This window comes from Rouxiella badensis, assembly GCF_026967515.2.
Taxonomy (GTDB): domain Bacteria; phylum Pseudomonadota; class Gammaproteobacteria; order Enterobacterales; family Enterobacteriaceae; genus Rouxiella; species Rouxiella badensis.
This window is the reverse complement of sequence record NZ_CP114062.1, coordinates 1,739,834-1,762,712: the sequence shown is the minus strand read 5'-3', so window position 1 is coordinate 1,762,712 and position 22,879 is coordinate 1,739,834. Positions and strand designations below refer to the sequence as shown.

Annotated in this window: 24 protein-coding genes; 17 read left to right on the top strand and 7 right to left on the bottom strand. The window is 54.1% G+C overall.

Going from position 1 to position 22,879, the window contains the following annotated elements; translation table 11 throughout:
- Positions 1–31: 31 nt before the first annotated feature.
- Positions 32–709 carry an NAD-dependent epimerase/dehydratase family protein gene (locus tag O1V65_RS08265; RefSeq protein WP_026110702.1) on the bottom strand — a complete coding sequence of 226 codons (678 nt, stop codon included), beginning with the start codon at positions 707–709 and terminating at the stop codon, positions 32–34.
- A 69-nt stretch (positions 710–778) separates the two neighbouring features.
- Positions 779–1,177: a YebF family protein gene (locus tag O1V65_RS08260; RefSeq protein WP_269130407.1), complete on the bottom strand. Its 399-nt coding sequence runs from the start codon at positions 1,175–1,177 to the stop codon at positions 779–781.
- A 631-nt stretch (positions 1,178–1,808) separates the two neighbouring features.
- Here O1V65_RS08260 and O1V65_RS08255 point away from each other — a divergent pair.
- The 5 genes from O1V65_RS08255 (at position 1,809) to O1V65_RS08235 (ending at position 7,573) form a co-directional block, all read left to right on the top strand.
- Complete coding sequence (locus O1V65_RS08255) at positions 1,809–2,693, top strand: NAD(P)-dependent oxidoreductase (RefSeq protein WP_017493130.1); 885 nt, start codon at positions 1,809–1,811, stop codon at positions 2,691–2,693.
- A 167-nt stretch (positions 2,694–2,860) separates the two neighbouring features.
- Positions 2,861–3,940, top strand: a complete 1,080-nt coding sequence (locus O1V65_RS08250) for an ABC transporter ATP-binding protein (protein WP_026110703.1) — start codon at positions 2,861–2,863, stop codon at positions 3,938–3,940.
- Between the two features lie 96 nt (positions 3,941–4,036).
- Positions 4,037–5,032, top strand: coding sequence for an ABC transporter substrate-binding protein (locus O1V65_RS08245; RefSeq protein ID WP_269130406.1), 996 nt, complete (start codon positions 4,037–4,039; stop codon positions 5,030–5,032).
- 22 nt (positions 5,033–5,054) lie between these two features.
- Positions 5,055–6,806 (top strand): ABC transporter permease, encoded by a 1,752-nt coding sequence (locus O1V65_RS08240; RefSeq protein WP_192504468.1) that lies wholly within the window; start codon positions 5,055–5,057, stop codon positions 6,804–6,806.
- Positions 6,807–6,907: 101 nt separating this feature from the next.
- The gene (locus O1V65_RS08235; protein ID WP_017493134.1) at positions 6,908–7,573 is read left to right on the top strand and encodes an SDR family oxidoreductase; all 666 of its coding nucleotides are present in this window, start codon (positions 6,908–6,910) and stop codon (positions 7,571–7,573) included.
- A 187-nt stretch (positions 7,574–7,760) separates the two neighbouring features.
- On the opposite strand, the gene O1V65_RS08230 is transcribed toward O1V65_RS08235, so the two are convergent.
- Positions 7,761–8,369 carry a hypothetical protein gene (locus tag O1V65_RS08230; protein WP_084912064.1) on the bottom strand — a complete coding sequence of 203 codons (609 nt, stop codon included), beginning with the start codon at positions 8,367–8,369 and terminating at the stop codon, positions 7,761–7,763.
- Positions 8,370–8,546: 177 nt separating this feature from the next.
- On the opposite strand from O1V65_RS08230, the gene O1V65_RS08225 reads away from it, so the two are divergent.
- Positions 8,547–9,242 carry a GntR family transcriptional regulator gene (locus O1V65_RS08225; RefSeq protein WP_017493136.1) on the top strand — a complete coding sequence of 232 codons (696 nt, stop codon included), beginning with the start codon at positions 8,547–8,549 and terminating at the stop codon, positions 9,240–9,242.
- Between the two features lie 109 nt (positions 9,243–9,351).
- Here O1V65_RS08225 and O1V65_RS08220 read toward each other — a convergent pair whose 3' ends face one another.
- Positions 9,352–10,851, bottom strand: a complete 1,500-nt coding sequence (locus O1V65_RS08220) for a UbiD family decarboxylase (RefSeq protein ID WP_017493328.1) — start codon at positions 10,849–10,851, stop codon at positions 9,352–9,354.
- 161 nt (positions 10,852–11,012) lie between these two features.
- On the opposite strand from O1V65_RS08220, the gene O1V65_RS08215 reads away from it, so the two are divergent.
- Positions 11,013–11,906 carry a LysR family transcriptional regulator gene (locus O1V65_RS08215; protein WP_017493327.1) on the top strand — a complete coding sequence of 298 codons (894 nt, stop codon included), beginning with the start codon at positions 11,013–11,015 and terminating at the stop codon, positions 11,904–11,906.
- 24 nt (positions 11,907–11,930) lie between these two features.
- Here the strand turns inward: O1V65_RS08215 and O1V65_RS08210 are convergent, their stop codons facing one another.
- Positions 11,931–12,260, bottom strand: a complete 330-nt coding sequence (locus tag O1V65_RS08210; RefSeq protein WP_017493326.1) for a DMT family transporter — start codon at positions 12,258–12,260, stop codon at positions 11,931–11,933.
- 358 nt (positions 12,261–12,618) lie between these two features.
- Here O1V65_RS08210 and O1V65_RS08205 point away from each other — a divergent pair, with 358 nt between their 5' ends.
- Positions 12,619–13,830, top strand: coding sequence for a multidrug effflux MFS transporter (locus O1V65_RS08205; protein ID WP_038328244.1), 1,212 nt, complete (start codon positions 12,619–12,621; stop codon positions 13,828–13,830).
- A gap of 156 nt (positions 13,831–13,986) precedes the next feature.
- Here the strand turns inward: O1V65_RS08205 and O1V65_RS08200 are convergent, their stop codons facing one another.
- Positions 13,987–14,634 (bottom strand): GntR family transcriptional regulator, encoded by a 648-nt coding sequence (locus tag O1V65_RS08200; RefSeq protein ID WP_017493324.1) that lies wholly within the window; start codon positions 14,632–14,634, stop codon positions 13,987–13,989.
- 125 nt (positions 14,635–14,759) lie between these two features.
- Here O1V65_RS08200 and O1V65_RS08195 point away from each other — a divergent pair, with 125 nt between their 5' ends.
- From O1V65_RS08195 to O1V65_RS08185, 3 genes are all read left to right on the top strand, one after another.
- Positions 14,760–15,233, top strand: coding sequence for an OsmC family protein (locus O1V65_RS08195; protein WP_017493323.1), 474 nt, complete (start codon positions 14,760–14,762; stop codon positions 15,231–15,233).
- Between the two features lie 60 nt (positions 15,234–15,293).
- Positions 15,294–15,677: a VOC family protein gene (locus tag O1V65_RS08190; RefSeq protein ID WP_017493322.1), complete on the top strand. Its 384-nt coding sequence runs from the start codon at positions 15,294–15,296 to the stop codon at positions 15,675–15,677.
- 80 nt (positions 15,678–15,757) lie between these two features.
- Positions 15,758–16,798 carry a S66 family peptidase gene (locus O1V65_RS08185; protein ID WP_269130405.1) on the top strand — a complete coding sequence of 347 codons (1,041 nt, stop codon included), beginning with the start codon at positions 15,758–15,760 and terminating at the stop codon, positions 16,796–16,798.
- A 20-nt stretch (positions 16,799–16,818) separates the two neighbouring features.
- Here O1V65_RS08185 and O1V65_RS08180 read toward each other — a convergent pair whose 3' ends face one another.
- Positions 16,819–17,781 carry a LysR family transcriptional regulator gene (locus O1V65_RS08180; protein WP_269130521.1) on the bottom strand — a complete coding sequence of 321 codons (963 nt, stop codon included), beginning with the start codon at positions 17,779–17,781 and terminating at the stop codon, positions 16,819–16,821.
- A gap of 175 nt (positions 17,782–17,956) precedes the next feature.
- On the opposite strand from O1V65_RS08180, the gene O1V65_RS08175 reads away from it, so the two are divergent.
- From O1V65_RS08175 to O1V65_RS08150, 6 genes are all read left to right on the top strand, one after another.
- On the top strand, positions 17,957–19,420 hold the full coding sequence (locus O1V65_RS08175) for an NAD(P)-binding domain-containing protein (RefSeq protein ID WP_017493319.1): 1,464 nt from the start codon (positions 17,957–17,959) through the stop codon (positions 19,418–19,420).
- Positions 19,417–19,899, top strand: a complete 483-nt coding sequence (locus O1V65_RS08170) for a carboxymuconolactone decarboxylase family protein (protein WP_269130404.1) — start codon at positions 19,417–19,419, stop codon at positions 19,897–19,899. Before O1V65_RS08175 ends, O1V65_RS08170 begins: the two co-directional genes overlap by 4 nt.
- Entirely contained in the window at positions 19,896–20,462 is a 567-nt protein-coding gene (locus O1V65_RS08165; protein ID WP_017493317.1) for a peroxidase-related enzyme, read from the top strand. The genes O1V65_RS08170 and O1V65_RS08165 overlap by 4 nt, the downstream gene beginning before the upstream one ends.
- Before the next feature lie 41 nt (positions 20,463–20,503).
- On the top strand, positions 20,504–21,244 hold the full coding sequence (locus O1V65_RS08160) for an amino acid ABC transporter ATP-binding protein (RefSeq protein ID WP_017493316.1): 741 nt from the start codon (positions 20,504–20,506) through the stop codon (positions 21,242–21,244).
- Between the two features lie 50 nt (positions 21,245–21,294).
- Positions 21,295–22,086: a transporter substrate-binding domain-containing protein gene (locus O1V65_RS08155; RefSeq protein WP_416362489.1), complete on the top strand. Its 792-nt coding sequence runs from the start codon at positions 21,295–21,297 to the stop codon at positions 22,084–22,086.
- Between the two features lie 85 nt (positions 22,087–22,171).
- The gene (locus O1V65_RS08150; RefSeq protein WP_017493314.1) at positions 22,172–22,864 is read left to right on the top strand and encodes an ABC transporter permease subunit; all 693 of its coding nucleotides are present in this window, start codon (positions 22,172–22,174) and stop codon (positions 22,862–22,864) included.
- Positions 22,865–22,879: the final 15 nt, after the last annotated feature.

Here is a 22,879-nt window from a genome sequence, read left to right as displayed (position 1 = left end):
TGATAATTTACACTCTTTTTTACATTCTCAGTTACAAAATGTTTTTCCGGCTTAGGCGATAGATATCCTTCGATTCCAACACCTTATCGCCCTCACCGCGCCGAGCGGCGTTGAGCATGGCTCGTCCGACGTTTTCTGTGGTCAGGATAACGCCGGGAATGAGAGGCCTGAGGACGGTAATAAATGGCCAAAGAAGAGGGTAAAGCAGGCGATAAGCCCGGGTTTTCGACTTCACGCCGTGCAACGGCTGAATGATGCCGGGGCGGAAGAGGTACACCGCCTTGAAGGGCATACCCAGCAAAGCATTTTCGGTTTTGCCTTTCACGCGAGCCCACATGGTCTTGCCACGTTCGGTGCTATCGGTACCTGCACCGCTGACGTATACGAAGGTCATCATGGGATTAAGGGGCAGTAAAGCATGGGCTACAGACAGCGTTAAACCGTACGTAATGTGAACATAGTTGACTTCGGACATGCCAAAAGAGGAAACGCCCAGGCAGAAGAAGCAGGCGCTGAAGTTGCCGAGCCGAGATTCGATATCGCTCAGGTCAAACAGATTGCTGTGAACAATTTCGGTCAGTTTATCGGCACTTTTACCCACTGGCGTGCGGCCTAACACGACGACTTCCGTGACGTCTTCAGCCAGCAGAGCTTCACGCAATACCCCCTGACCGACCATTCCTGTTGCGCCAAGAATCAATATTCGCATGATGACACCTCTAAAAATGGGGGGCAGGGAATCAATGCGCCACCGTGCCGATGGCGCAGAGGCAGGCTGTTATTCGACGGTATCGTACTTGATATAATTATTCGAGCAGTTGAGGTGAGCGTCATATTTCAACGTGCCTGACGGGCCTCTTGCCGTAAACGGAACGTCATAGGTGCCGTTGCTTTGCTTCACGTTGTCGGCAATAAATGACAGGCTCGGGATCTGGGTACCCAGGTTGTCTTTGTCGTTACCCCAGTTCGGCAGTTTATTTTGCATGAAGTCGCGGGTTACCGTATCCATGGCATTTTGTGGCGTGATGGTTGCACAGGCTTCTGGCGATGTACGCTGCATCCACGTTGGGTAGATATAGGTCATCCCCAGCGTGAACAGCACGAACACAAACACGATGCAAATCATCGCGCCTAAGATAAGTTTACCCGTCTTTCCAATTACAATAGCTCCTGACACGATATCTCCTGAGTCTTACCGACTGATGTTAAAAAAATTCATGCGCTAAGAGTACGATATTGGGGCGGTTTTATAAACCTTAGCAAAGTTTCTTAAAGGGCAAAATGTGCTGTGGGGGTGGGGGGCTGAGCGGCCCTTGATGCGCTTTTAAGGTCTAGGTCTAGGTCTAGGTCTTAAGGTCAAGGGCACGTGCTTCGCACGCTGGGCGCTGTCCCGAATCCGCCAACAATCTTCTTAAACAAAAACCGGCAACCTTGCGGTCAAATCCACGCACGGTCTAACGGCGGGGTTTTTTTGTTTGTTCTTTGCTGCATCAGCAGCGGTAAATCTGATGTCCTTTCTGCGCCGGATTCACATTGGCGGGAAACGTGCGGCATCTCAAATGCTCACTGTCAAAAATCCCTCCTATTCTGGGCAGGCAACGCTCAAAGGCTGAACAAGGTTTTACTTAAGAGTTTATTGGCGGGTTCAGGATGGCGCTGAGCGGCTCTGGGCCGCACCCCAGCAAAAAGGCGAGTTTGCACCGCCCCCAACCGAACTTGAAGTTACAAAACAAATTTGAAATTAAAAACCCTCCCCCGATAATTACTCTTACATTCCGAAAGTCATTTTCTTAAACAAGGAGCAGGATATGAGTCAGCAACCCACTGTCGCAGTACTTGGACTGGGTGCCATGGGGCACGCTTTTGCCGCTAACCTGGTAAAAAAAGGGTTTACCACCCGCGTCTGGAACCGTACCGCATCTCGCGGCGACGCACTGGTCAAGGCCGGGGCTGTCGCAGGTAAGACGCCGCGCGAAACCGTTGAGGGCGTGGATGTTGTGATAACTATGCTGTCAGACGGCGAAACCACGCTCGCGGTGTTCAACGGCGAAGACGGGCTGCTCGCAGGGCTGAAGCAGGGCGGAATTGTCGTCCAGATGGGAACCCTCGGCGTTGAAGCAACCGAACAGCTTATCGAACTCACCAAAAAACAGCGCCCGGATGCGGTATTCTTCGACGCACCGGTGTCAGGCACCAAAGCCCCCGCCGAGCAGGCGCAAATTGTGGTGCTGGCCAGCGGCGACAGAGAGGCAGGGGCCGCCGTTGAACCGGTGTTTGGCGCAATTTCTAAAGGGGTTAAATGGCTGGGTGAAGCCGGCCGAGCCTCGAAGATGAAGCTGGTGGTCAATGCCTGGCTTATCTCGATGGTTGAAGGTATCGCCGAAAGCGCTCAGCTCGCCGAGGAACTGGGCTTCACCACCGATGACCTGTGGAACGTGCTGGACGGCGGTCCGCTGGCCGTGCCTTACATCAAAGGCAAAATGGAGATGTTCAAGACCGACGACTATACGCCGCAGATGCAACTGACCTGGGCCCTGAAGGACATCAATCTGGCGCTCAAGGCCAGCGGCTCGCGCAAGCTGCCAGTGATGAAAAACATCAGTGAAACCTGGCAGAAAGCGGTGGATGCCGGTTACGGTGATAACGACCTTTCCGTGGTCTATCGCTACCTTGGCACCAAAAAGGCTAAATAATCCTCCCCGGCTGCCGCAGATTCACTGCGGCAGCCGGGTACCGACACGCCGCTAAATTATTTTCGTCATCATTGTTTAATAAAAACGTCATTTAACCTCGCTAGCTTATCCCCCGTTGTTTTATTTGATAACCGTTCACCGGTTGAAACTGCGGGATGCATAATCAGATGTCTGCCATAGATATTGCCCACCTGACCAAAACTTACGCGTCGCAAACCGTGCTGGATGACGTATCGTTGCACATTCGCCACGGTGAGTTTGTCGCGGTTTTAGGCCCGTCGGGCTGCGGTAAGACGACGCTGCTGCGCACGATTGCCGGATTCGAACCTGTCGACGGCGGCACGATCACGCTTGGCAACAATACCGTCTCTTCTCCCGAGCATCACGTTGCACCTGAACAGCGACAGCTGGCGATTGTCTTCCAGAACTATGCGCTTTGGCCGCACATGTCGGTCGAAGAAAATGTGGCCTATAGCCTCAAAGTTAACGGCATCCCCACCGCCGAGCGCCGTCTGCGTACCGCGGCGGCGCTGGAACAGGTCGGACTCGGGGAGTTCGCCAGCCGACGTCCTGCCGATCTCTCTGGGGGCCAACGTCAACGGGTGGCATTGGCTCGCTGTCTGGTTGCCAAACCCTCTGTCGTGCTGCTCGACGAACCGCTGGCCAATCTTGACGTACATCTGCGTGCGTCAATGGAGGAGGAGTTCACCAACTTTCACCGCCACACGGGCGCGACGCTGCTGTATATCACCCATGACCAACAGGAAGCGATGGCGATTGCCGATCGCGTGGTGGTCATGAACGCTGGGAAAGTCATGCAGTTCGCGACGCCGCAGACCCTTTATCTTGAACCGGCTAACGAGATGGTCGCCAAATTTATCGACGACGGGCGGGTCATTGAGGTTGAAGATATTCGACCGGCGGAGGGGGGAACGGCCGACGTCAACTTGCTCGGCGTCACTTATCGTTTGCGCGCCAGCCCACGGCAGCGTGCACAACGCAATGGCAAAATTTGCCTGCATGCCGCTTCGGTGCGTGCGGCGCGAGAGGATGAAAAAGGTTTCAGTACGACGATTAAACGTATCACTTATCGCGGCGGCTACAGCCAGCTGGACGCAGAGCCAGACGGCGCACCGGGGCAATGGCTTTCGCTGCACCTCACCGATGTTAAGCGTTTAGACGTTGGCGATAGTCTGCGACTCACGCTGAACGACGGCTGGCTGATCCCGGATAACGGTTCGCTGTAATACGCTTTAACTGCAATAGTTGAGTAATGATTTTTTTCTGACTTCTTCTTAAAGGACAGGGCTATGCACCTCGCTTTTGCAACATCAGCTAAAAAAATGACCGTCAAAAGTTCACTGGCAGCGTTGCTGGTTTCCAGCTTGCTGGCGACAATATCTGGCGCTCAGGCCGAGGATAAGCCCAGCGGTAAGCTGGTCATTTACACCTCTCAGGCCCCCGAGATTGCCCAGCAGACCATTGACGCTTTTAAGGCGGCTTATCCGTCTCTTCAGGTGGAATGGACCCGTAACGGCACTACTCAGCTGATGAACGTGCTGCATACCGAGATGATGGCCGGTGACGTGAAGGCCGACGTGCTGCTCGTTGCCGATTCGATAAATCTCGGTACATTAAAAAAAGAAGGCAACCTGATGCCTTATCCGCAGGCGCCGGTAGGCAATATCAAGGCCAGCTTCTACGACAAAGATAAAACCTGGTTCGGAACCAAGATCATTGCCACCGTGATTGGCTACAACACTAAAAATGCCAAGCCGGTCGACTCGTGGATGGCGCTCACCGACGCGGTCAATAAAGGACAGGTCGCCGTGCCCAGCCCGCTGTATTCAGGCGCGGCACTTTACAACCTGCATACCGCCATCAATACGCCCGACATAGGCTGGACCTTCTATCAGAAGTTGGCGGCTAACGGCGTCAGTCCCGAAGGGGGTAACGGTCCGGCGCTTAAGGCCGTTGCCAGCGGATTGGATAAATACGGCGTTATTACCGACGCCGATATCATTCTCGCAAAACAAAAGGGGTCACCTATCGATCTTGTCTATCCGAAAGAGGGGGTGTCGTTTGTGACCGAGCCGGTGGCGATTCTGTCGTCCAGCCACAACGTTCCGGCGGCCAAAGCTTTCGTGAATTTCCTGCTTTCGAAACAGGGACAAGAGCTGGTGGTCAAGCAAGGCAATCGCCCGATTGACGAAAGCGTGCCTGCACCGGCCGGTTTTACGCCTATCGACAAGATTAAACTGTTAACGCTGGACGCCGATAAAGCGGTCGATGACGATAAACAGGTGCGCGCTAAATTCACCGAAATCTTCGGCGGTTAAGGCGATGGGCGTTATAAGCGCGATGAACGTTATGCGGGAATTACGCCGCACAGTGGCCTTACGGCGAATCTTCGGCTGGCGAAGCGAAAGGGCGGTATTGTGGTTTTTGGCCTTGGGCATCGGCGTACTCTCCGTGGCGCCGTTAACGCGGCTGATTTGGGCCGCGATTGCGCCAGACGGCTCGCCTGACCTCGCGCACGTATTGCAGCTCATTGGTACGCAAAAGGTATGGCAGGCAACGTTGAATACGCTGGAGATTGCCGTTGCCGCAACCTTGTTGGCCATGCTCGCCGGTACGCTCGCGGCGCTGCTGGTTGGGCTGTCTGATATGCGCGGTAAACAGCTTTGGGTCTTCACTTTTATTCTGCCGTTGATGATTCCCCCGCAGGTGATTGCGCTGGCGTGGGTTCAGGCGCTGTCACCTTCAAGCCCGCTCTTAACCGGGGTTGAGGCTGTTTACCGGTCGCTCGGTTGGCGATTGACGCTGGGCAACGGTCAGCCTTTGTATTCCCTCATCGGCATCATTATGCTGCTTGGCCTTCACAACGCGCCTTTGGTTTTTCTGACCGTGCGTGCGGGTCTGCGCCGTTTGCCGGCCGATTTAGTCGAGGCCGCGAGGATAACCGGCGCTTCACCGTTGAGAGTGCTGTTTACGGTCATTCTTCCTCTGGCACGCCCGGCGATTTTTGCCGGTGCGGCGCTGTCGTTTGTCGCTGCCGCCGGTAACTTCGGTATTCAGGCGATGCTCGGCATTCCTGCACGCGTGCCTACGCTCATAACGCTGGTGTATCAGCGGCTCAACGGCTACGGGCCTTCTGCGTTACCGGATATGGCGGTACTGTCTTTACTCATCGCGCTGATAACCTTCGGCGGTCTGGCACTCAGCCGCTATCTGGGTGGGCGTCGTGATGTGCGAGTGTCTGGTTCACTGCGTCAGCTCAAACAGCCGCTCGGCGCATGGCGTCTCCCGGCCGAATGGCTGGCGTGGCTGTGGATTGGCATGACTTTGTTGCTGCCGCTTTCCGCGTTGGTTGGCACCTCGCTCACTAATGGCTTTGGGCAAACCCTTAACCGGCAAACGTTGACCTTTGACAACTATACCAACGCCCTGTGGCAATATCCGGCAATCCATCAGGCGTTTTTCACCAGTCTTGGGTTGACGCTAATGGCCGTGGTGCTGCTGACCCTCGCCTCACTGTTTTTAGCCTATTTCCTCAGTTGGCAGCGAAGCCGACTGGTGAGCCTGCTGCAAATGTCGACCGAACTGGCCTATGCGCTGCCGGGTATTGTCACCGGTATTGCGGCTATTTTGTTCTTTCTCAAACCTTTGCCACTGATTAACGTCAGTATTTACGGCACCGTATGGATTATCCTCGCGGCCTACCTCTCAAACTTTTTGGCGCTGGTACTACGGCCAACGCTTGCGGGTTTTGCCCAGATAGATCGATCGCTAGACGAAGCCGCGCAAATTTCCGGTGCGGGATTTATGCGCCGTATGTGGGACATCCTGATGCCGTTGGCCGCGCCCTCGGCGATGGCAGGGGCAATTCTGGTGTTTCTCACCGCGCTGAACGAGATTCAGGTTTCCATTCTACTGGTTACCTCAAGTTCGCAGACGCTGGGGCCGATGGTGATTTTTCTCGATGAAGGCGGCTCCTCGACGTTAGCGGCTGCGGTAGGCTGTTTAATGATTCTGGTGGTGTTGTTGTTTATGCTCATCGCTACGTTGTTTGCCCGCCGACTGCCGGAGGGCGTCTTACCCTGGCGCGCCTGAAAGCCTGTTTAAAAGGTTAAAAAGTCCTTGTGCTACAGTTAAGGGTAGCGGTGAGTCTGCAAGGATTACCCTTATTCATTAAAAAGGTCAAAGGAGGAGCGATGACTAAAGTCGCAATTGTTGGCGCACACGGCCAAATTGGACAGTTTATTATCAAGCACTTACGCGCTCAGGGGCATGAAGCGCTGGGTGTTGTGCGTAAAGAGCAGCAAATCGCCTCTCTGCGTAAACTCGGTGCAGACAGTGTGCTTGTCGATATCGAATCTGCCAGCGCCGACGCATTGGCGAGCGCCATCAAAGGCGTCGATGCCGTGGTGTTTGCGGCAGGTGCTGGCCCAGGCTCTTCGGCCGAGCGTAAACGCACCGTTGATTATGCCGGATCGGTGTTATTGGCCGAAGCGGCGCGTAAGGCTGGCATCAAGCGTTACGTGCAGATCTCCGCCATCGGTGTCGATGACCCCATCAAGCCGGGTACCGAACCGGTCTGGAAAGCCTATATCGAGGCCAAGCGAGACGCTGATACCTCTCTGCGTGAAAGCGGGCTGGACTGGACCATAATTCGTCCGGGTCCCTTGACCAATAAACCGGCAACCGGCCTGGTGACGCTGTCAGAGGATGTCGGCAGGGGCGAGGTTCCGCGCGAAGACGTGGCGCTGGTTGTTGTCGCCGCGCTGGGAAGTTCGTCAGCCGTGGGTAAACAGTGGGAGCTTTGCAGCGGTGAAACGCCTATCCGCGACGCGGTTGGCGAGTCGTTTTCTGAGCGCTGACTTCTGATAAACAAAAACCGGCATGAGCCGGTTTTTGTTTATCAGCTTTACCCCCTCCTCAGGGGGGGAGGATTGGTAAATTCTGATGGGTGATCCATACTCACAATGTTGCTTAAAATTTAAAAATCCCTAATATTTTTTTAATCCATTAAGTGAAACAACTCCTTCACAATAATGAGTTAATCATTTAAGCATCATGGAAGGATTTTTTACCGCCGCACAGCCGAATCGCCGCCAACAGACAGAGCGAATAGCCAAATAACTCAGTGCCTTCTTCCACCAGATTCTTGACCAGCCGCACGTTATCGCCTGCGATCGCGGCCTGCCAGATGTAGTGCAGGCCCATCAGGCGTGAGAACACCAGAATCACCACCAGGCCGAACAGCAGTACGGGAAACGCATCATCGGCGACCAGCGCATTCAGGCCTTGCAGCGTGGTTTTAGGCGTGAACGCAGCCCAGCAAAGGGAATACAGGGCGAGCAGGCTGGCGAAATAGACCCAGGCCCCAAAATGAATGAGATCAAAGAGGGCGTCGAGCTCGCGAATAAGCATGCACCCGAAGAATCCTGCCGCCAGAATAAAGCCGCCGCGCAGCGTTTTTTGTCGACGTGAATGGATAAAAAACAGCGCCGCTGTCGCGAACAGGAACAACTCTTGAATGATTTCGGTGGCGGAAATTTCTTTGACCTGATCCTTTAGAATAACAACGTCAAAGAACAGTACGCCTGCGGAGAAGGCAGCACAAATTGCCAAGGTGACAAATACAATTGCCTGCTTAATTATTGGATTTTTCATGGAGTTGAGTCCGTAAGTAAATTTTGCGGGCATAGTACGGACCTAAAGTAATTAATACTGATCAATCAGTGCGACTTAACTAACTGAGTTGCTGGAGAACTGCCCAATCGCTTGCACAAAAGACAGGGCTGCACATAGAATCGTCTACTGCAGTATGTTTGATACATTGAGGAAGCAATGAGCAATAACACAACTACGGCTAAACAACAGGAAGTAAAGCGCATCGTAGATGTCCTTTCAAAAGCGATTGCTCAGCATCGTTTGCGCCCGGGTGCTCGTCTTATCGAGGCGCAAATTGTTGAAGCGTTAAACGCCAACCGCAATCACGTTCAGGTGGCTTTGCAGCGTCTTGCCATGCAGCGCATTGTGACCATTGAGCCGAACCGTGGCGCGATGGTGGCACAGCCTACGGCAAAAGAGGCGCGTGAGATTTTCATCGCTCGTCGCGCTATCGAACGCGCTATTGTCGAGGTGATTACCCCGGAAATGATGCGCCGTCACCGTCACCGCGTGACGACTCATCTGTGTAAAGAACGTGAGGCCACCAACTCAACCGACCGTCGCGCTATTGTGCGCGAACTCAGCGAATTTCATCTGGTGCTCGGTGAAATCTGTGGTAATGAAGTGTTGAGCGAAGTATTAGCTAATCTGATGGTTCGTAGTTCATTAATCGTTGCACTGTATCAGCGTAACGACGTGCCTTCCTGCCAGTCCGATGAGCATCAGGCGATTGTCGATGCGCTAGAAGCGGGGGAAAACGCGCGGGCGGTTACGGTAATGATTGAACATCTGCACGACCTTGAAGCGCAACTGGAGCTGGAAGAACAGTCGGGCAATGAGGTGAACCTGCGTCAGGCGCTGGCCGACCTCTGACAACGGGTTGTTTTTACCGCCGCTGAAGCAAATCCCCCTCCCGTGAGGGGGTTTTTATTATCAGTCCTAACCCCCCTCATCGGGAGGGGGTGATTGTTTCAGCCAATGATTACATCTTAAAGTCGGGAATAAAGCGCGTAACGTCAACCTCGAGGAACTGCGAACGCTGGAAGTTGTGTTTGAGCGCATAGGGCACGGTGCAGTCATAAATCGTCTTACAGGTAATACCGTGATCGGCAATGCTTGGGCTGAAGGCCGGATCCTGTGAGGGATCGAGCGGATGGCAGCGCACACCGGGGATAAAGATGGTGTCCACATCACCCTGATAACGAGTCGTCATTGCCCACATCACGTCGGACAGGTCGAAGATGTCTACATCGTCATCCACCAGGAACACGTGTTTCAGCTCGGAGAAGGCGGAGAATGCCAGCAGCGCAGCCTGACGATGGCGGCCTTCGTCCTGCGGGCCACGTTTTCCTACCTGTAGCACGGCAACGTATTTACCGGTGCCCGGTGACGGGCAGTGTACGTTTTTAACCAGTCCTGGCATCGCACGCTCAACCATGTCCAGAATACTGGCTTCGGTAGGAATACCTGCCAGATTGGTGTGCTCATCGCTCGGTCCGATGCAGGTTTGCAGGATAGGGTGTTTGCGATGGGTAATCGCTTTCACCTTAATAACCGGTACCGCCGCTTTGGCTTCGCCGGTATAGCCGGGGAATTCAGGCATCGCTTTGCCGGTATGCGTGTGCTGGTCTTCCTGAACGCGATAGTTCGGTACCAGTTCACCCTCGATAACTATCTCTGCGTTGGCGATACCTAATGCGTCGACCGCCACGCCTTTCACCAGTTCAACGGCGCGACCACGCAGACCCCCGGCAATCGCCAGTTCGTCATAACCCAGCGGCGTTGTCGGTGGCTCGAAGCAGGCACCAATCTCGATAGCCGGATCGACGCCAATACTGATGGTGATCGGCAGCGCCTTACCGGCTTCTTCGGCCTTGATTCTGAACTGGTCGAGGTGACGGCCCGGCACGAAGTACATCGAAATTTCATCTTTGCCCTGCACGCACAGGCGGTGAATGGTTACGTCGTGCTCACCGGTTTCCGGGTCTGCCGCATAGCACATCCCCATGGTGAAGTACGGACCCGCATCTTCAGGGGTGTTGGTGGGCGCCGGGAGCAGGGTGCGCAGATCAAAGCCTGGATCCGTGGCCAGGTGCACCACTTCCTGACAAGGAACGTTGTCATTGGAGATAACGACCGGTGGAATCGCATGTTTAACCGAGTTGCGCAGCAGATGGCCCAGGTCTTCCTTTGGTGCACCGAGCAGGCGTGCCACACGCTGGCGAGAGGCCAGCAGACCAATCAGAACGCGAACGTCGTCGTAACCTTTAACCTTATTAAAAACCATCGCCGGACCGGTGCGGGTCGGACGCATAACGGTACCCCCGGCACCCACGTAACGATAAACCCCGGAAAGCTCTGCGGCGGGGTCAACGGGCTCGTTGGTTTCGATGTACTCGTCGTCGTAGGTTTTCAACAATTCGATGGCCGAACGCAGGTCGTAAACTTCTACGCCTGGTGGGGTAGTCTTTTTCTCTGACATAGGTTTGACTCCAGTTCCGTGAAATAGGGATATCTATTTATTCGAATGGGTTAAAACACTCTCGGATAAAATCTATTCTTCAATTATGCTTTCGCGATAATAAAAATCTAATCAATAATCTGGCATTATTAATAACGAAACCTTATCACCGAGGAGGGAGCATGGACCTTCGAAAACTCAAATCGTTTACGGTGCTCGCGGAGACGCTGCACTTTGCCAGAGCCGCAGCGGAAGTGAACCTGACACAGCCTGCTTTAAGCAACCATATCAAGGCATTGGAAAAAGATTTAGGCATCCGACTGTTCGAGAGAAACCAGCGCAGCGTCAGCCTGACGATGGAAGGAAAGGTGCTTCTTGGCGATGTCCAGCATGCGGTAAATCAGCTTGAACTGCTGGAGAAGACCGCCAAACGTTTGGCGGCCGGTTACAAAGGGGTGTTAAGGCTGGGATATGTGGGGACGTCCGTGCTCGACCCAACGGTGATGAACATTATCCGCGAGTTTCGCCGCCGCTGTGCCGATATCGATATTATTCCCGTTGAAAGTGACGTTAATCGCCAGCTGCTGCTTCTCCAGCAGGGTCAACTGGACCTGGCTTTAGTGCGAAAACCGCTGCCGGTTTTTCGGGATCTGGCGCTGCTGGACCTGGTCAAAAACAAACTGTACGTCGTGTTGCCTGCGCATCATCCGTTGGCGAGCAAAAAGCGTATCAGCGTGGAGGATTTGGCCAACGAGCCGCTTATTTTGCAAGACGACCCGATGGGCGTGGGGCTGGGTGGCGCGGTGTATAATATCTTCCAGCGCAAGGGACTTTTGCCGCACAATACGCACCTGACCAAGGAAGTCAACGTGGCTATTGCACTGGTGGCAATGGGGATGGGTATTGCGGTGGTTCCCGACTCACAGCGTTCCCTGTTGATACAAGACGTCGTTTATCGGGAAATCGATGACGCTCAGGCAGTGACGCAGCTTTCACTATGCTGGCACAAAAAAATTAAGAACCAGAGCGTAAAGCTGTTTGTTAAGCACGTCGAGGCCGGATTGGGCGCCGAATAAGCGTTCCCAGAGGCGGGCTGGCGCTTAGTGTCCTGCCGTTTTGGACAGCAGATTAATCATCAGCACGCCTGCGACAATCATTACCATGCCTCCAATGGCATAAGCATCCAGTTTTTGGCCAAAGAAGATAAAGCCGGCGCAGGCGACCAGCACAATGCCCATTCCGGCCCAAATAGCATAGGCAATACCCACCGGCATCGACTTCAGCACCAGGGACAGCAGGATGAACGAAATAATATAGCCGACTACCACCGCGACGGAGGGGTATAAGCGAGTGAATCCTTCAGAGGCTTTTAACGAGCTGGTGGCGATCACTTCAGAGATAATGGCGATAAAAAGATAAATATAGGTCATAGCGTCGACCCCTGGCAGCGGTGTTTTGTGCAGGGAGTTCTCCAGTAAAATTTCATCATAAAAGAACAGGATAGCATTCCTTAAGGTGAAATGACGGCATCTGCATCAAGACTGTGGCCAAAAGCCGGGATATTACCGCCTCATCAAGGCAGGCAGCGCCCGTTTACGTTTTCAGCGCCAAGTGGCCTTAGCGCGCTGCGTCGTTACCAAACCCCTATTCCGCCGTCACGCCGCCGTCCATTAGGAAATCGCTACTGCTTATGAGGGCAGCTCATAAACCCTATGGATTTAAACCTGATTATTCATCGATTAAATGTCGATAAAATGCATCTCCTTATCAATAGCGAGAAGACGCGTAATGACCCCCTCTCCGATGAAAATACACCGTCATACTGTGAAAACCTCTGGACTGGCATTTGTTTTTATCCTCAGCGCATTAATGGCTTTCACCTCGTTATCCACCGATATTTACCTGCCTGCTATGCCTCTGATGGCCAAAGACTTACAGGGCGATGTTGAATTAACCATCACTGGTTTTTTAATCGGTTTCTGTATTGCCCAGCTTATCTGGGGACCCATCAGCGATCATTTTGGTCGTCGTAAACCGCTCTTTGTCGGAATAGCGCTGTTTATTATCGGCTCTGCGGGCTGTGCACTTTCTAAAGACATTTCACAGATTGTGTTTTGGCGCGTTTTTCAGGCGTTAGGTGCCTGTACCGGCCCTATGCTTGGGAGGGCCATGATCCGCGACCTGTTTAGCCGAACTCGGGCGGCGCAGATGCTCTCTACATTGATGGTAATCATGGCTATCGCGCCTATCGTTGGACCGCTATTGGGTGGGCAAATGATTGAAATGAGCTCTTGGCGTGCAATTTTTTGGCTGCTGGTCGTCATTGGCGCACTCATGTTCATGGCGTTAAACGGCTTACCGGAAACCTTGCCCGAAGAGAAACGGGTCAAGGCCTCCTTTTGTGGGGCTGTTCATAATTACTACGCCTTACTGACAAATAGCCGATACATGCGTTTTACCTTATGTCTCAGCGCCTATTATGCCGCCGCCTACGCCTTTATCACCGATTCACCTTTTGTCTATATCTCATTTTTCGGCGTAAAGCCGCAGTATTACGGCTGGCTTTTTGCGCTCAATATTGTCGGACTGATGGCAATGAGTATGATTAACCGTCGGCTGGTACAACGTCACTCACTTGAGTGGCTGCTTAAGTGCGCAGTTTCTGGGGCCGCCATCGCCGCGCTGGTGCTGGCTTTTGGGGTAAAACTCCAGGTAGGCGGCATTTTTCTTATTGCGGCCGCTGTTCTGGTGTTTTTCTCTATGAACGGCGTGATAGCGGCGACGTCAGCCGCGGCCGCGCTCGACGCGGTGCCTAATATTGCAGGATCTGCGTCGGCATTAATGGGCGCCTTGCAGTACGGCAGTGGGATCGTCTCATCATTATTGCTCGCGCTGATGCACGATGGCACGCCCTGGACGATGGCCTGGATAATAGCCCTGTTTACCGTCATCAGCGCGGTTATTGCGTTAACCACCAAAACTGACGTGGGCGATGATTAACCTCAAGGGATTATTTATTCATTCCTTGTCAGATATTTTTTTGCTGAAAAGCAATTAACCAAGGCGCTGCCAAAATGGCGCGTGCGGCCACCGGCGTCAATTTAATTGAGGCCTTCAAATCGCACCTCGAAGAAACTCAAGGTCAGAAAGGTTGGCTCAATCCTGCCTGTCGGCGAGGATGCCGAGAACAATCAGTTTTGCGGACTCGATATGTCTCACCGTGGCTTCACGCGCCAGCGCCGGGTCGCCGTTTTTGCAGGCCTGCAAAATGGCATTATGTTCGTGTTGAAACGCAGGGGTATCTTCTAAAAGCCGAAGTTGCAGGCGTTCGTACCTTTCTATCTGCGCGCATAATTCTGCTATGAGCCGCAGTTGTCTGGCATTGCGGCATCCGCGATAAAGAATTTGATGAAACTCGCGGTTCAGCTCGCCCTGTTTTTGTGGCGTGGTGGCTTTCTCAAGCAGCCTGTGAGTCAATTCCGCTCTCGCCAGCGCTTCGGCGTCCATATTGGCGACACTCTGATAAATCGCGTCGCCCTCGACCAAGACTCTCAGGCTATAAATCTCGTTTACGTCCTCGGCAGTTAGGGTTTTGACCACCGCACCACGATTGCGCTGAGTCTCGACAATGCCCTCGCGGACCAGTTGTTGAATCGCCTCGCGCAGGGGGATTCGGCTCACATCAAATTGTGAGGCAAGGTCGCGTTCGACCAGTCTTGCGCCTTCTGCCAGTTCACCGCTGTTGATCATCTTTCGAAGAGAGGCGGCTACCAGGTCTGCCGTTGAGTCGAGTTTTGTCTGCATTAATAAATGCTCCTAAATTTTGGAATAATGGTATACCATTTTGAAGTGGCCGACAATCAGACTCGATTGACGCGTCTCTAAGGCACTCCAAAAATTCCGTTAATTTTCGTAAAGGAGCAGGAAACATGGCACGTCGTGAACATCACTATCAGGTTTCGGTTAAATGGACGGGTAACAAGGGAAAGGGCACGGCATCGTATAAGGCCTACGACCGCGATTATGTTATTCAGGCGTCCTCAAAACCCGAGATTGCAGGTTCCTCAGACCCGGCATTTTTAGGCGATGCCAAAAAATGGAATCCAGAAGACTTGCTGGTGGCATCGGTCTCAGCCTGCCATAAACTTTGGTATTTACACCTGTGTGCCGAAGCGGGAATTGTGGTACAAACCTATCTTGACCAGGCAGAAGGCACCATGGTCGAAGATAAAACCGGCCGTTTTGAATCCATTGTTCTCAAACCGCAAATTACAGTGGCCGCCGGTAACAATATTGAGCTGGCGCTGTCCCTGCACCATACAGCTCACGAATTATGCTATATCGCCAATTCGCTCAACTTCCCGGTACGCTGTGAGCCACAAATCACGCATAAAAATGAATGAGTTTGCATTAAGGGACGCGTCTTTAGGTTAAATAAATTTTACTCCTCTGAGGCTAACACTATGACGACGACGTCCACCGCCAGTCTTCAATCTTTTTCATTCGTGCTGGCTGTTCCAGACTTGAAGACCAGCGTGGCCTACTTTCGGGATGCGTTGGGATTTTCTCTGGCATGGCCTGAAGGCGGCGGATGGCAGCAGGTTCAGCGCGGCGGTGTGCGCATCATGCTGGGCCATTGCCCGGAGGCTATCAGGCCCTCTGCAACCGGCGATCACAGTTATTTTGGCTACCTGAACGTCGACGACGTTGACGCGCTTTATGATGAATTTACCGCCAACGGGGCCATTATTCTCCAGCCCCCGACGGACAGGCCGCACGGCATGCGTGAATTCACCGTCGCGACGCCCGATGGCCATCGAATGATGATTGGGCAGGAAGTGTATTGATCGCGTTATTGAAGGATTTCGGCATAGAGGCAAAATAGAATAGAGTGTCAGAAACTCCGTCACTGATAAGGATTCATTAGATGACCATTCGCTTTCCAAAGAAACTTTGCCCTGATGATGTCATTGCTATCACAGCACCTTCAATGGGGGTACCGGCGTCACTGCATACCCGTCTCGATCTGGCTATTGATGTGCTAAAAATCAGAAAGTATCGGGTACTTGAAGGTCAATGTTTGCGGGCGGTCAATAAAAATAAAAGCGCGGTACGGACGTTGCGTGCCGCGGAATTGAGTGATTTTCTTCTTAATGCGGAAATAAACGCCGTGATGCCGCCGTGGGGCGGTGAGCTGGCGATGGAGCTGCTCGAATTAATCGATTTTGAGGGGCTGGCGCAGGTTAAACCTAAATGGTTTTCTGGATTTTCTGACCTTAGCACGCTGCATTTCCCACTGACCCTTATTTGTGGGTGGGCGACCCTGCACGGCCCAAATCTAATGGAGCTAGGCTCCAAAGAGCGGGATGTCACCACGGAAGCCATCTGGTTGATTTTGGAGGGGGAGCGCGGTGAGGTCGTTGAGCAGTTTTCCTCTCCGGCTTATCAAACCGAGGGGAGTGACTGGCGTGAACAGCCAGACGCCGGATTTAACCTGACCCATAAAACCGAGTGGAAGCGCCTCGATGGCAGCACGTTGCCGATGGAGTTTAAGGGGCGTTTAATCGGTGGCTGCATCGAAACCATTTCTCGACTGGCGGGCACTCGATTTGGTGATGTGCCAAAATTTTGCGAGCAGCATAAGCAGGACGGCGTCATCCTCTATTTTGAAAATGCAGAGATGGCACCGTGCGAATTAACCCGCACGCTGTTGAGTCTGAAAATGCACGGCTGGTTTGACGGCGTTGCAGGCGTGTTGTTTGGCAGAAGCGCGGCACCGGCGGTGACCGACCCTACTTTGCAGAACTATCATGATGCGCTGGAATCGGCGCTCGGCGATTTATCGATTCCGGTGCTCTACGATGTTGATATCGGCCACGTTCCGCCGCAGCTTTCGCTGGTCAACGGGGCCATGGCCAAGGTCAGATACTTTGACAAAGGCGGCATGGTTGCACAGCTTTTAGAATAAGCGCATGCCGTGGCTCCGCGTTATTTTTCCTGATGCAGCGACTGCATAACGCGGGAGTGGGCATCGGCGTCGAGGCAGGTAAACTCTGGCAACATGCTTGCCGCCGCCTGCTTCAATGCCTCAACCAACGCGAGTACGCTTGGGCGCGGCGGTTTTGACTGAGGCGTCGTGACGCCGAAATAGTAGGGGATTTCCACGTCCAGCTCTCTAATCACCACTCCGGCAAGCGGCAAACCGTAGGCCGTAACCGGTTCCATTATCGCTACTCCTAATCCAGCACGAATACAGGCCAGAATATTGACCGACGAGTTGGTCTCAATCACCCCCGCTGGCTTAACCTTGGCCTTACGCAAAACCTGTTCATAGCGCCGACGAAGGCGATACGGGTTATAGGGTGTAATCAGCTTACGCGACGTCAAATCACCCAGTGATACCAGGCTCTTTTGCGCCAGCGGATCGTCTTCTTTGAGCGCTAACACGCAGCGCGATTGACCAATCCATTGAACCTGAACCCCCTGATGCTCTAGCGGCAGGCTACTTATCCCTAATTCGGCCTTGCCGGTAATAATGGCGTGCGCCGTTTGCTCGGCGGAGTCGCTGAGAATTTGCACCGAATCGTCGAGATTTACCCGCGCGAGCGCCGCCGGTAGCAGTCCCGAGGACATCGAGGGCGTAGCGGTTATCAGCAGCGGCGTTTTTTCTTCTTTCCAGATTTCATTGGCCCGCAGACGAATTTGTTGCAGCGACATGAGCGCTGTCTCGACGTATTCGTGCAGTCGTAACGCCTGCTCCGTGGGATGAATGCGCGGCCCGTTGCGTAAAAAAAGTGGATAACCGATGGCGGTTTCCAAATCTTGAATCAGTCGGGTGACGGCGGGTTGCGAACGCTGCAACACCTTGGCGGCTGCCGTCACGCTGCCGGATGAGATAACCGCAGAGAAGGCCTCCAGCTGGCGTAAATCCAGATCGTTGAGTGAGGTCATTTTCGGCATCCTTCAATCCTTATTTTTATTAGCGCCAATTTTAATTGCTTTTTTGGAATAAGCTAATTATTAATTAGTATTAAGAATACGCATACAAACTGAATCATAATGCGTTTTTAGCATAATTGATTATAAGTATTTCTTCTCTCTTCGCCAACAACCAGGGGTTTTGAATATGTCCGCACAGGTTGATAACAGATCCGGATTAGAGGCGCTGGAAAAGCGTCTGGCGGAAGACCTGTCTTTGCTGGAGCTGCCGGCCAAATCCTGGGTGCCCGAGCGGACCTACGAGGGCGCTGCCGTTCGCGACGTGGTGGTGATCGGTGCGGGAATGTGCGGACTAGCCGCCACGGCCAGGCTGGTGCTGGGCGGGATTAATAACGTCGTTGCCTATGACGCCGCCCCCGCAGGGCTTGAAGGCCCATGGGTGACGTTTGCGCGTATGGAAACGCTGCGATCGCCGAAAAGCCTGCACGGCCCGGCACTCGGACTGCCACAACTCACGTTCCGCGCGTGGTTTACCGCCCAGTGGGGCGCGGAGGCCTGGGAATCGCTCGACAAAATTCCCAAAAATCAGTGGATGGAGTATCTGGTCTGGTATCGCCAGGTGCTGGATTTACCGGTGCGCAACAACGTACGCATGACCGGTATCCGTACCGCAGGCTCTCTGATTGCGCTCGATCTTGAAGGTGCTGAAACAGGACGCGTCTATACGCGGCGTCTGGTGCTCGCCACCGGTCGCTCTGGACTGGGCGGTTTCGCCGTTCCCGATTTCCTGAAAGAAGTTGACCGTCAGTATTGGGCGCACTCCGCCGACGAGGTTGATTTCTCCTCGCTGGCGGGGAAACGCGTGGCGGTTATCGGTGCGGGCGCGTCGTCGATGGACAACGCTGCCACGGCGCTCGAAACCGGCGCGGCCTCGGTTGACCTGCTTATCCGCAGAAAAGAGATGCCGCGCATTAACAAGATGACCGGCATTGGCAGTCAGGGCGTGGTGCACGGCATGTATCAGCTGCCGGATGCCTGGAAATGGAAGTTTGTCGACTATACCGCCTCCACGCAGACCCCGCCGCCGCGCGCCTCGACGCTGCGCGTTTCTCGGCACGCCAACGCGCGTTTCCTGCTCGATTGCGGCATTGTTGCGGTGAAAGAACAGGGCGGAGAACTGCTGATTGAAACTACGCAGGGCCTGCTGCGCTACGACTTCCTGATTGCAGCAACCGGCTTCACCAATGACTTTGACGGTCGTCCGGAGTTTGCGGCAATCGCTCCCTTTATTCGCAGCTGGTCCGACGGCCGCTATACCCCGGAAATGGGCGCAGCGCGTGAGGGAATGCTCGCGTCGCCAGACCTTGGACCGGCGTTTGAGTTTCGTGAGCGAGAGCCCGGCACCTGCCCGATACTGGCGCACATACACTGTTTCAACGATGCCGCGATGCTGACGCACGGCAAGGTTTCAGGTGATATCCCGGCGGTCAGCGCCGGAGCCGATCGTCTGGTGCGTGGCATCACTGCCTCGCTGTTTGCCGAAGACGTCGACAGCCATTTCGCCAATCTGGTTGCCTACAGCACGCCAGAATTGCAGGGCGATGAATGGGTGGATTCAACCCCTTTACTCAACAAGGATAACGCACTGTGATCGATGCAGTAGACCAGGCCGCCGGTCTTTCACCGGACGACACACTTTTCAGCGCTAGAAGGTTTCGCCCAGAATTTGTTGAGGGCGCGGAGATATGCCGCCTGTCGGTGCTTCAACCGGACAATAATCAGGGGCTGGATGCTGATTTACGCCTTGCCCTGGCGCTGCGCATCGCGGCGCTGAACGCCGATAGCGCGTTGGTCGAACAATATCGCGCACAGCTTGATGCCCTGACGCCAGCGCCTGAACTGCTGGCGTTAGCGGCAGGGGAAACGCCGCACGCCGAGCCGCTGGCAACACTCGCCCGCCATGCCGACAAGATTACGCTCACCCCGAGCGAGGCAGTGGAGAGTGATATCACGCGCCTGACCGCGGTCGGACTGAGCACGCCGCAGATTGTCGCGCTTTCTGAGCTGATCGCCTTCGTTAATTTCCAGTCCAAGGTTGCTACCGGTCTACGTCTGATGAGGTCCGCATGATCCCTTCCGTTAGCCTGAAACCCCTGACCTGGCATCCCTATCTTCCTCCTTTGGAAGTGGCAGAGGCCTCGCCGGCACAGTTAGCGGCGATGCAGGTGACGCCGTCGAACAAAAAGATCTCTGAATACGTGCGCACGCTGGCACACGATCCCGAGAGCTATGTTGCGCGCACCGTGCTGTTTAACGCCATTATGTACGTTGAAGGCGGCCTTGCGCATCAGGACAGAGAGCTGGGCGCGTTGGGCGCATCGATAGTCAACGGCTGCAAGTTCTGCGCGGTGGTTCACGCGCGTCGCCACGCCAATTTGGCCAAGAGCGATGACGTGGTGAGCGCGCTCTATTTTGACCAGCCTGCGCTCCTCGGTGAGCGCGATGCGGCTATTTATCGCTTTGCCCGTCGACTTTCGGCGGTGCCGTCAGAGGCGACGCCGGAAGACGTTGCGGCACTGCGCGCCGTAGGGTTGGACGAGCACGAGATTATTGACCTGATCCACGCTATCTCAATCTTTGGCTGGGCAAACCGCCTGATGCACGTTCTGGGGCATGCCGACAGCGGCAAATGATGCGCTACGACGTCAACGCACTCGAAAGGAACTAATCCTCAATGCTTGAACTTGAAAATATAAAGCTTTCCTATGGCAGCTCGCAGATTCTTAACGGCGTAAACCTTTCGGTAAAACGCGGTGACGTGGTGTCAATTATCGGCCCGAGCGGAACCGGCAAAACTACGCTATTGCGCTGCATCAATTATCTGGCTAAGCCTTCCTCCGGCAGCATCGCCTTTGACGATATTCGCATGAGTTATCAGTCGGTAGACAAGCGCGCAGTGCAGGCGATTCGCTTGCGTACCGCCATGGTGTTCCAGCAGTTTAACGTCTTCAAGAATATGACGGTGATTCAGAATGTGATGGATCCCTTGGTCGTGGTGCAGCGCAAATCGGCGGACGAAGCGCGCAAAATTGCCCTGGAAGAGCTGGAACGCGTCGGGCTGTCGGCCAAAATTGACCACTATCCGTCACAGCTTTCCGGCGGACAGCTCCAGCGCACCGGCATCGCCCGCGCGCTGGCGGTACGACCGGACGTTATCCTGTTTGACGAACCCACGTCGTCGCTCGACCCAGAGCTGGTGGGCGAGGTGCTCAAGGTGATTAAGGACGTGACCTCGTCCGGGATAACTTCACTGCTCGTGACTCACGAGATGCAGTTCGCCAAAAGCGTCTCGAATCGTATCGTCTTTATGGATAAAGGCGTCGTGGCCGCAGAAGGCAGCCCGAGCGAAATTTTCGATAATCCATCGAATCCACGGCTCGCACAGTTTCTCCGTTCTGAACACTCATTCTCATAATAAAAGGATAACAATAGATGCCTGCAATCAAATCAAGCCTTTACCGTCGTATGAGCCTCTCCGTGCTGGGCGGATTAGCGCTTGCTGTGTCCACCGTCAGCCACGCCGATACGGCGGTCAGAACGATTAAAGTCGCCACGGCGGCCGAATCGAAACCGCTTTCCTGGGGCGCTATCGGCGTCGAGCCGCAGGGCTATGAGCCCGACCTGCTGCGAGCCATTAATGCTAAACTGCCGCAGTACAAGTTTGTTATGGAAGGCGCCGCAGAAATTGCTCAGGAGACCGGACTCGCGACCGGTAAATATGACATGGCGACCAGCGGCTTTTATATGGCACCGGCGCGCAACAAGCAGTTTCTGATCCCATCCAATCCGGAAGGGGCGAGCCTGATGAAAATTTACAGCCGTAAAGACAGCAATATCAACGACATGAAAGACCTGGTCGGCAAGAACATTGTGCCGGTGACCGCAGGCGGTGGCGTTTTCAAGTTTGTTAACCAATGGCAGCAGGAAAATCCGGGTTATAAGCTGAATATCAGCGCCTCCAGCGCCGGTGTTCCGTATCCGGATCGCCTGAAAGAGGTGCAGGGCGGCAAATATGACGCGCTGGTGTTGCCGTCAAATCTGGGTGAGCAGACCGTTATCGATAACCTGAAACTCGATATTAAAACCAGCGAACCGGTTGCCATCAATAACACCTACATCCTTATACACCGCTCTGACGAGAACAAAGCGCTGGCGGATGACGTGAATAAGGCGCTCAAAGAACTGAGAGATGACGGCACGATGAGCAAGCTGTCGCAGAAATGGTTCGGCGAAGACGTTGTTAAATACATCAAGTAAGGCGCACGCCCGCAACGAGGGTTCTGACGTCAGTGGTCAAGGCTGAAACTGGATTTAGGAGTGTTTAAACGTGGATCTTTCCACCATGATTCCCGAGCTACTCTCGGCTCTGCCGCTGACGTTAGCGATTATGTTTGTCGCGCTGGCCGCCGGCTTTTTGCTGGCGTTGCTGGCCACGACCCTGCGGGTACGTCGGGTGTGGGGTCTGAGCCCATTGGCTGACCTCTACGTTTCATACGCCCGCAGCGTGCCGGTGGTTCTACAGCTTTTCGTGGCATTTTACGGACTGCCAATGCTGCTCGGCCTGTTCGGTATCAAGGTTGATATTTCTCCGACCCTGGCCTCAATGGTTGGGCTTAGCCTGTATCACGGCGGTTATTTGTCTGAGGTGATGCGACCGGCGTACCTGGCGGTTGAGCGGGGTCAGCATGACGCGGCTGACAGTATGGGCTATACCCTGCGGCAGAAAATCGTGCGCATCGCCGGTCCGCAGGCGCTGCACATCGGGTTACCCGGCTACGGCAACGCCGTCATCTATCTGATTCATAACGTGGCATTGGTAATGTATATCGGTGCTGCCGACGTGATGGCGACCGCGCACCTGATCATGGAACGCTCCTATAACCAGTATCAGTTTGGCACTTATCTGGTGTTGGGCGTTATCTACTCGCTGCTGTGCCTGATTGCCTGGCTTATCGTGCGTTTCTTTGAGCTGCGTTTCTCAAAGTACACCTCGAAAACGGCACCGACCAAGATCAAGCTCAGCGCGAGCATCTGACAGAGAAAAGGTGAT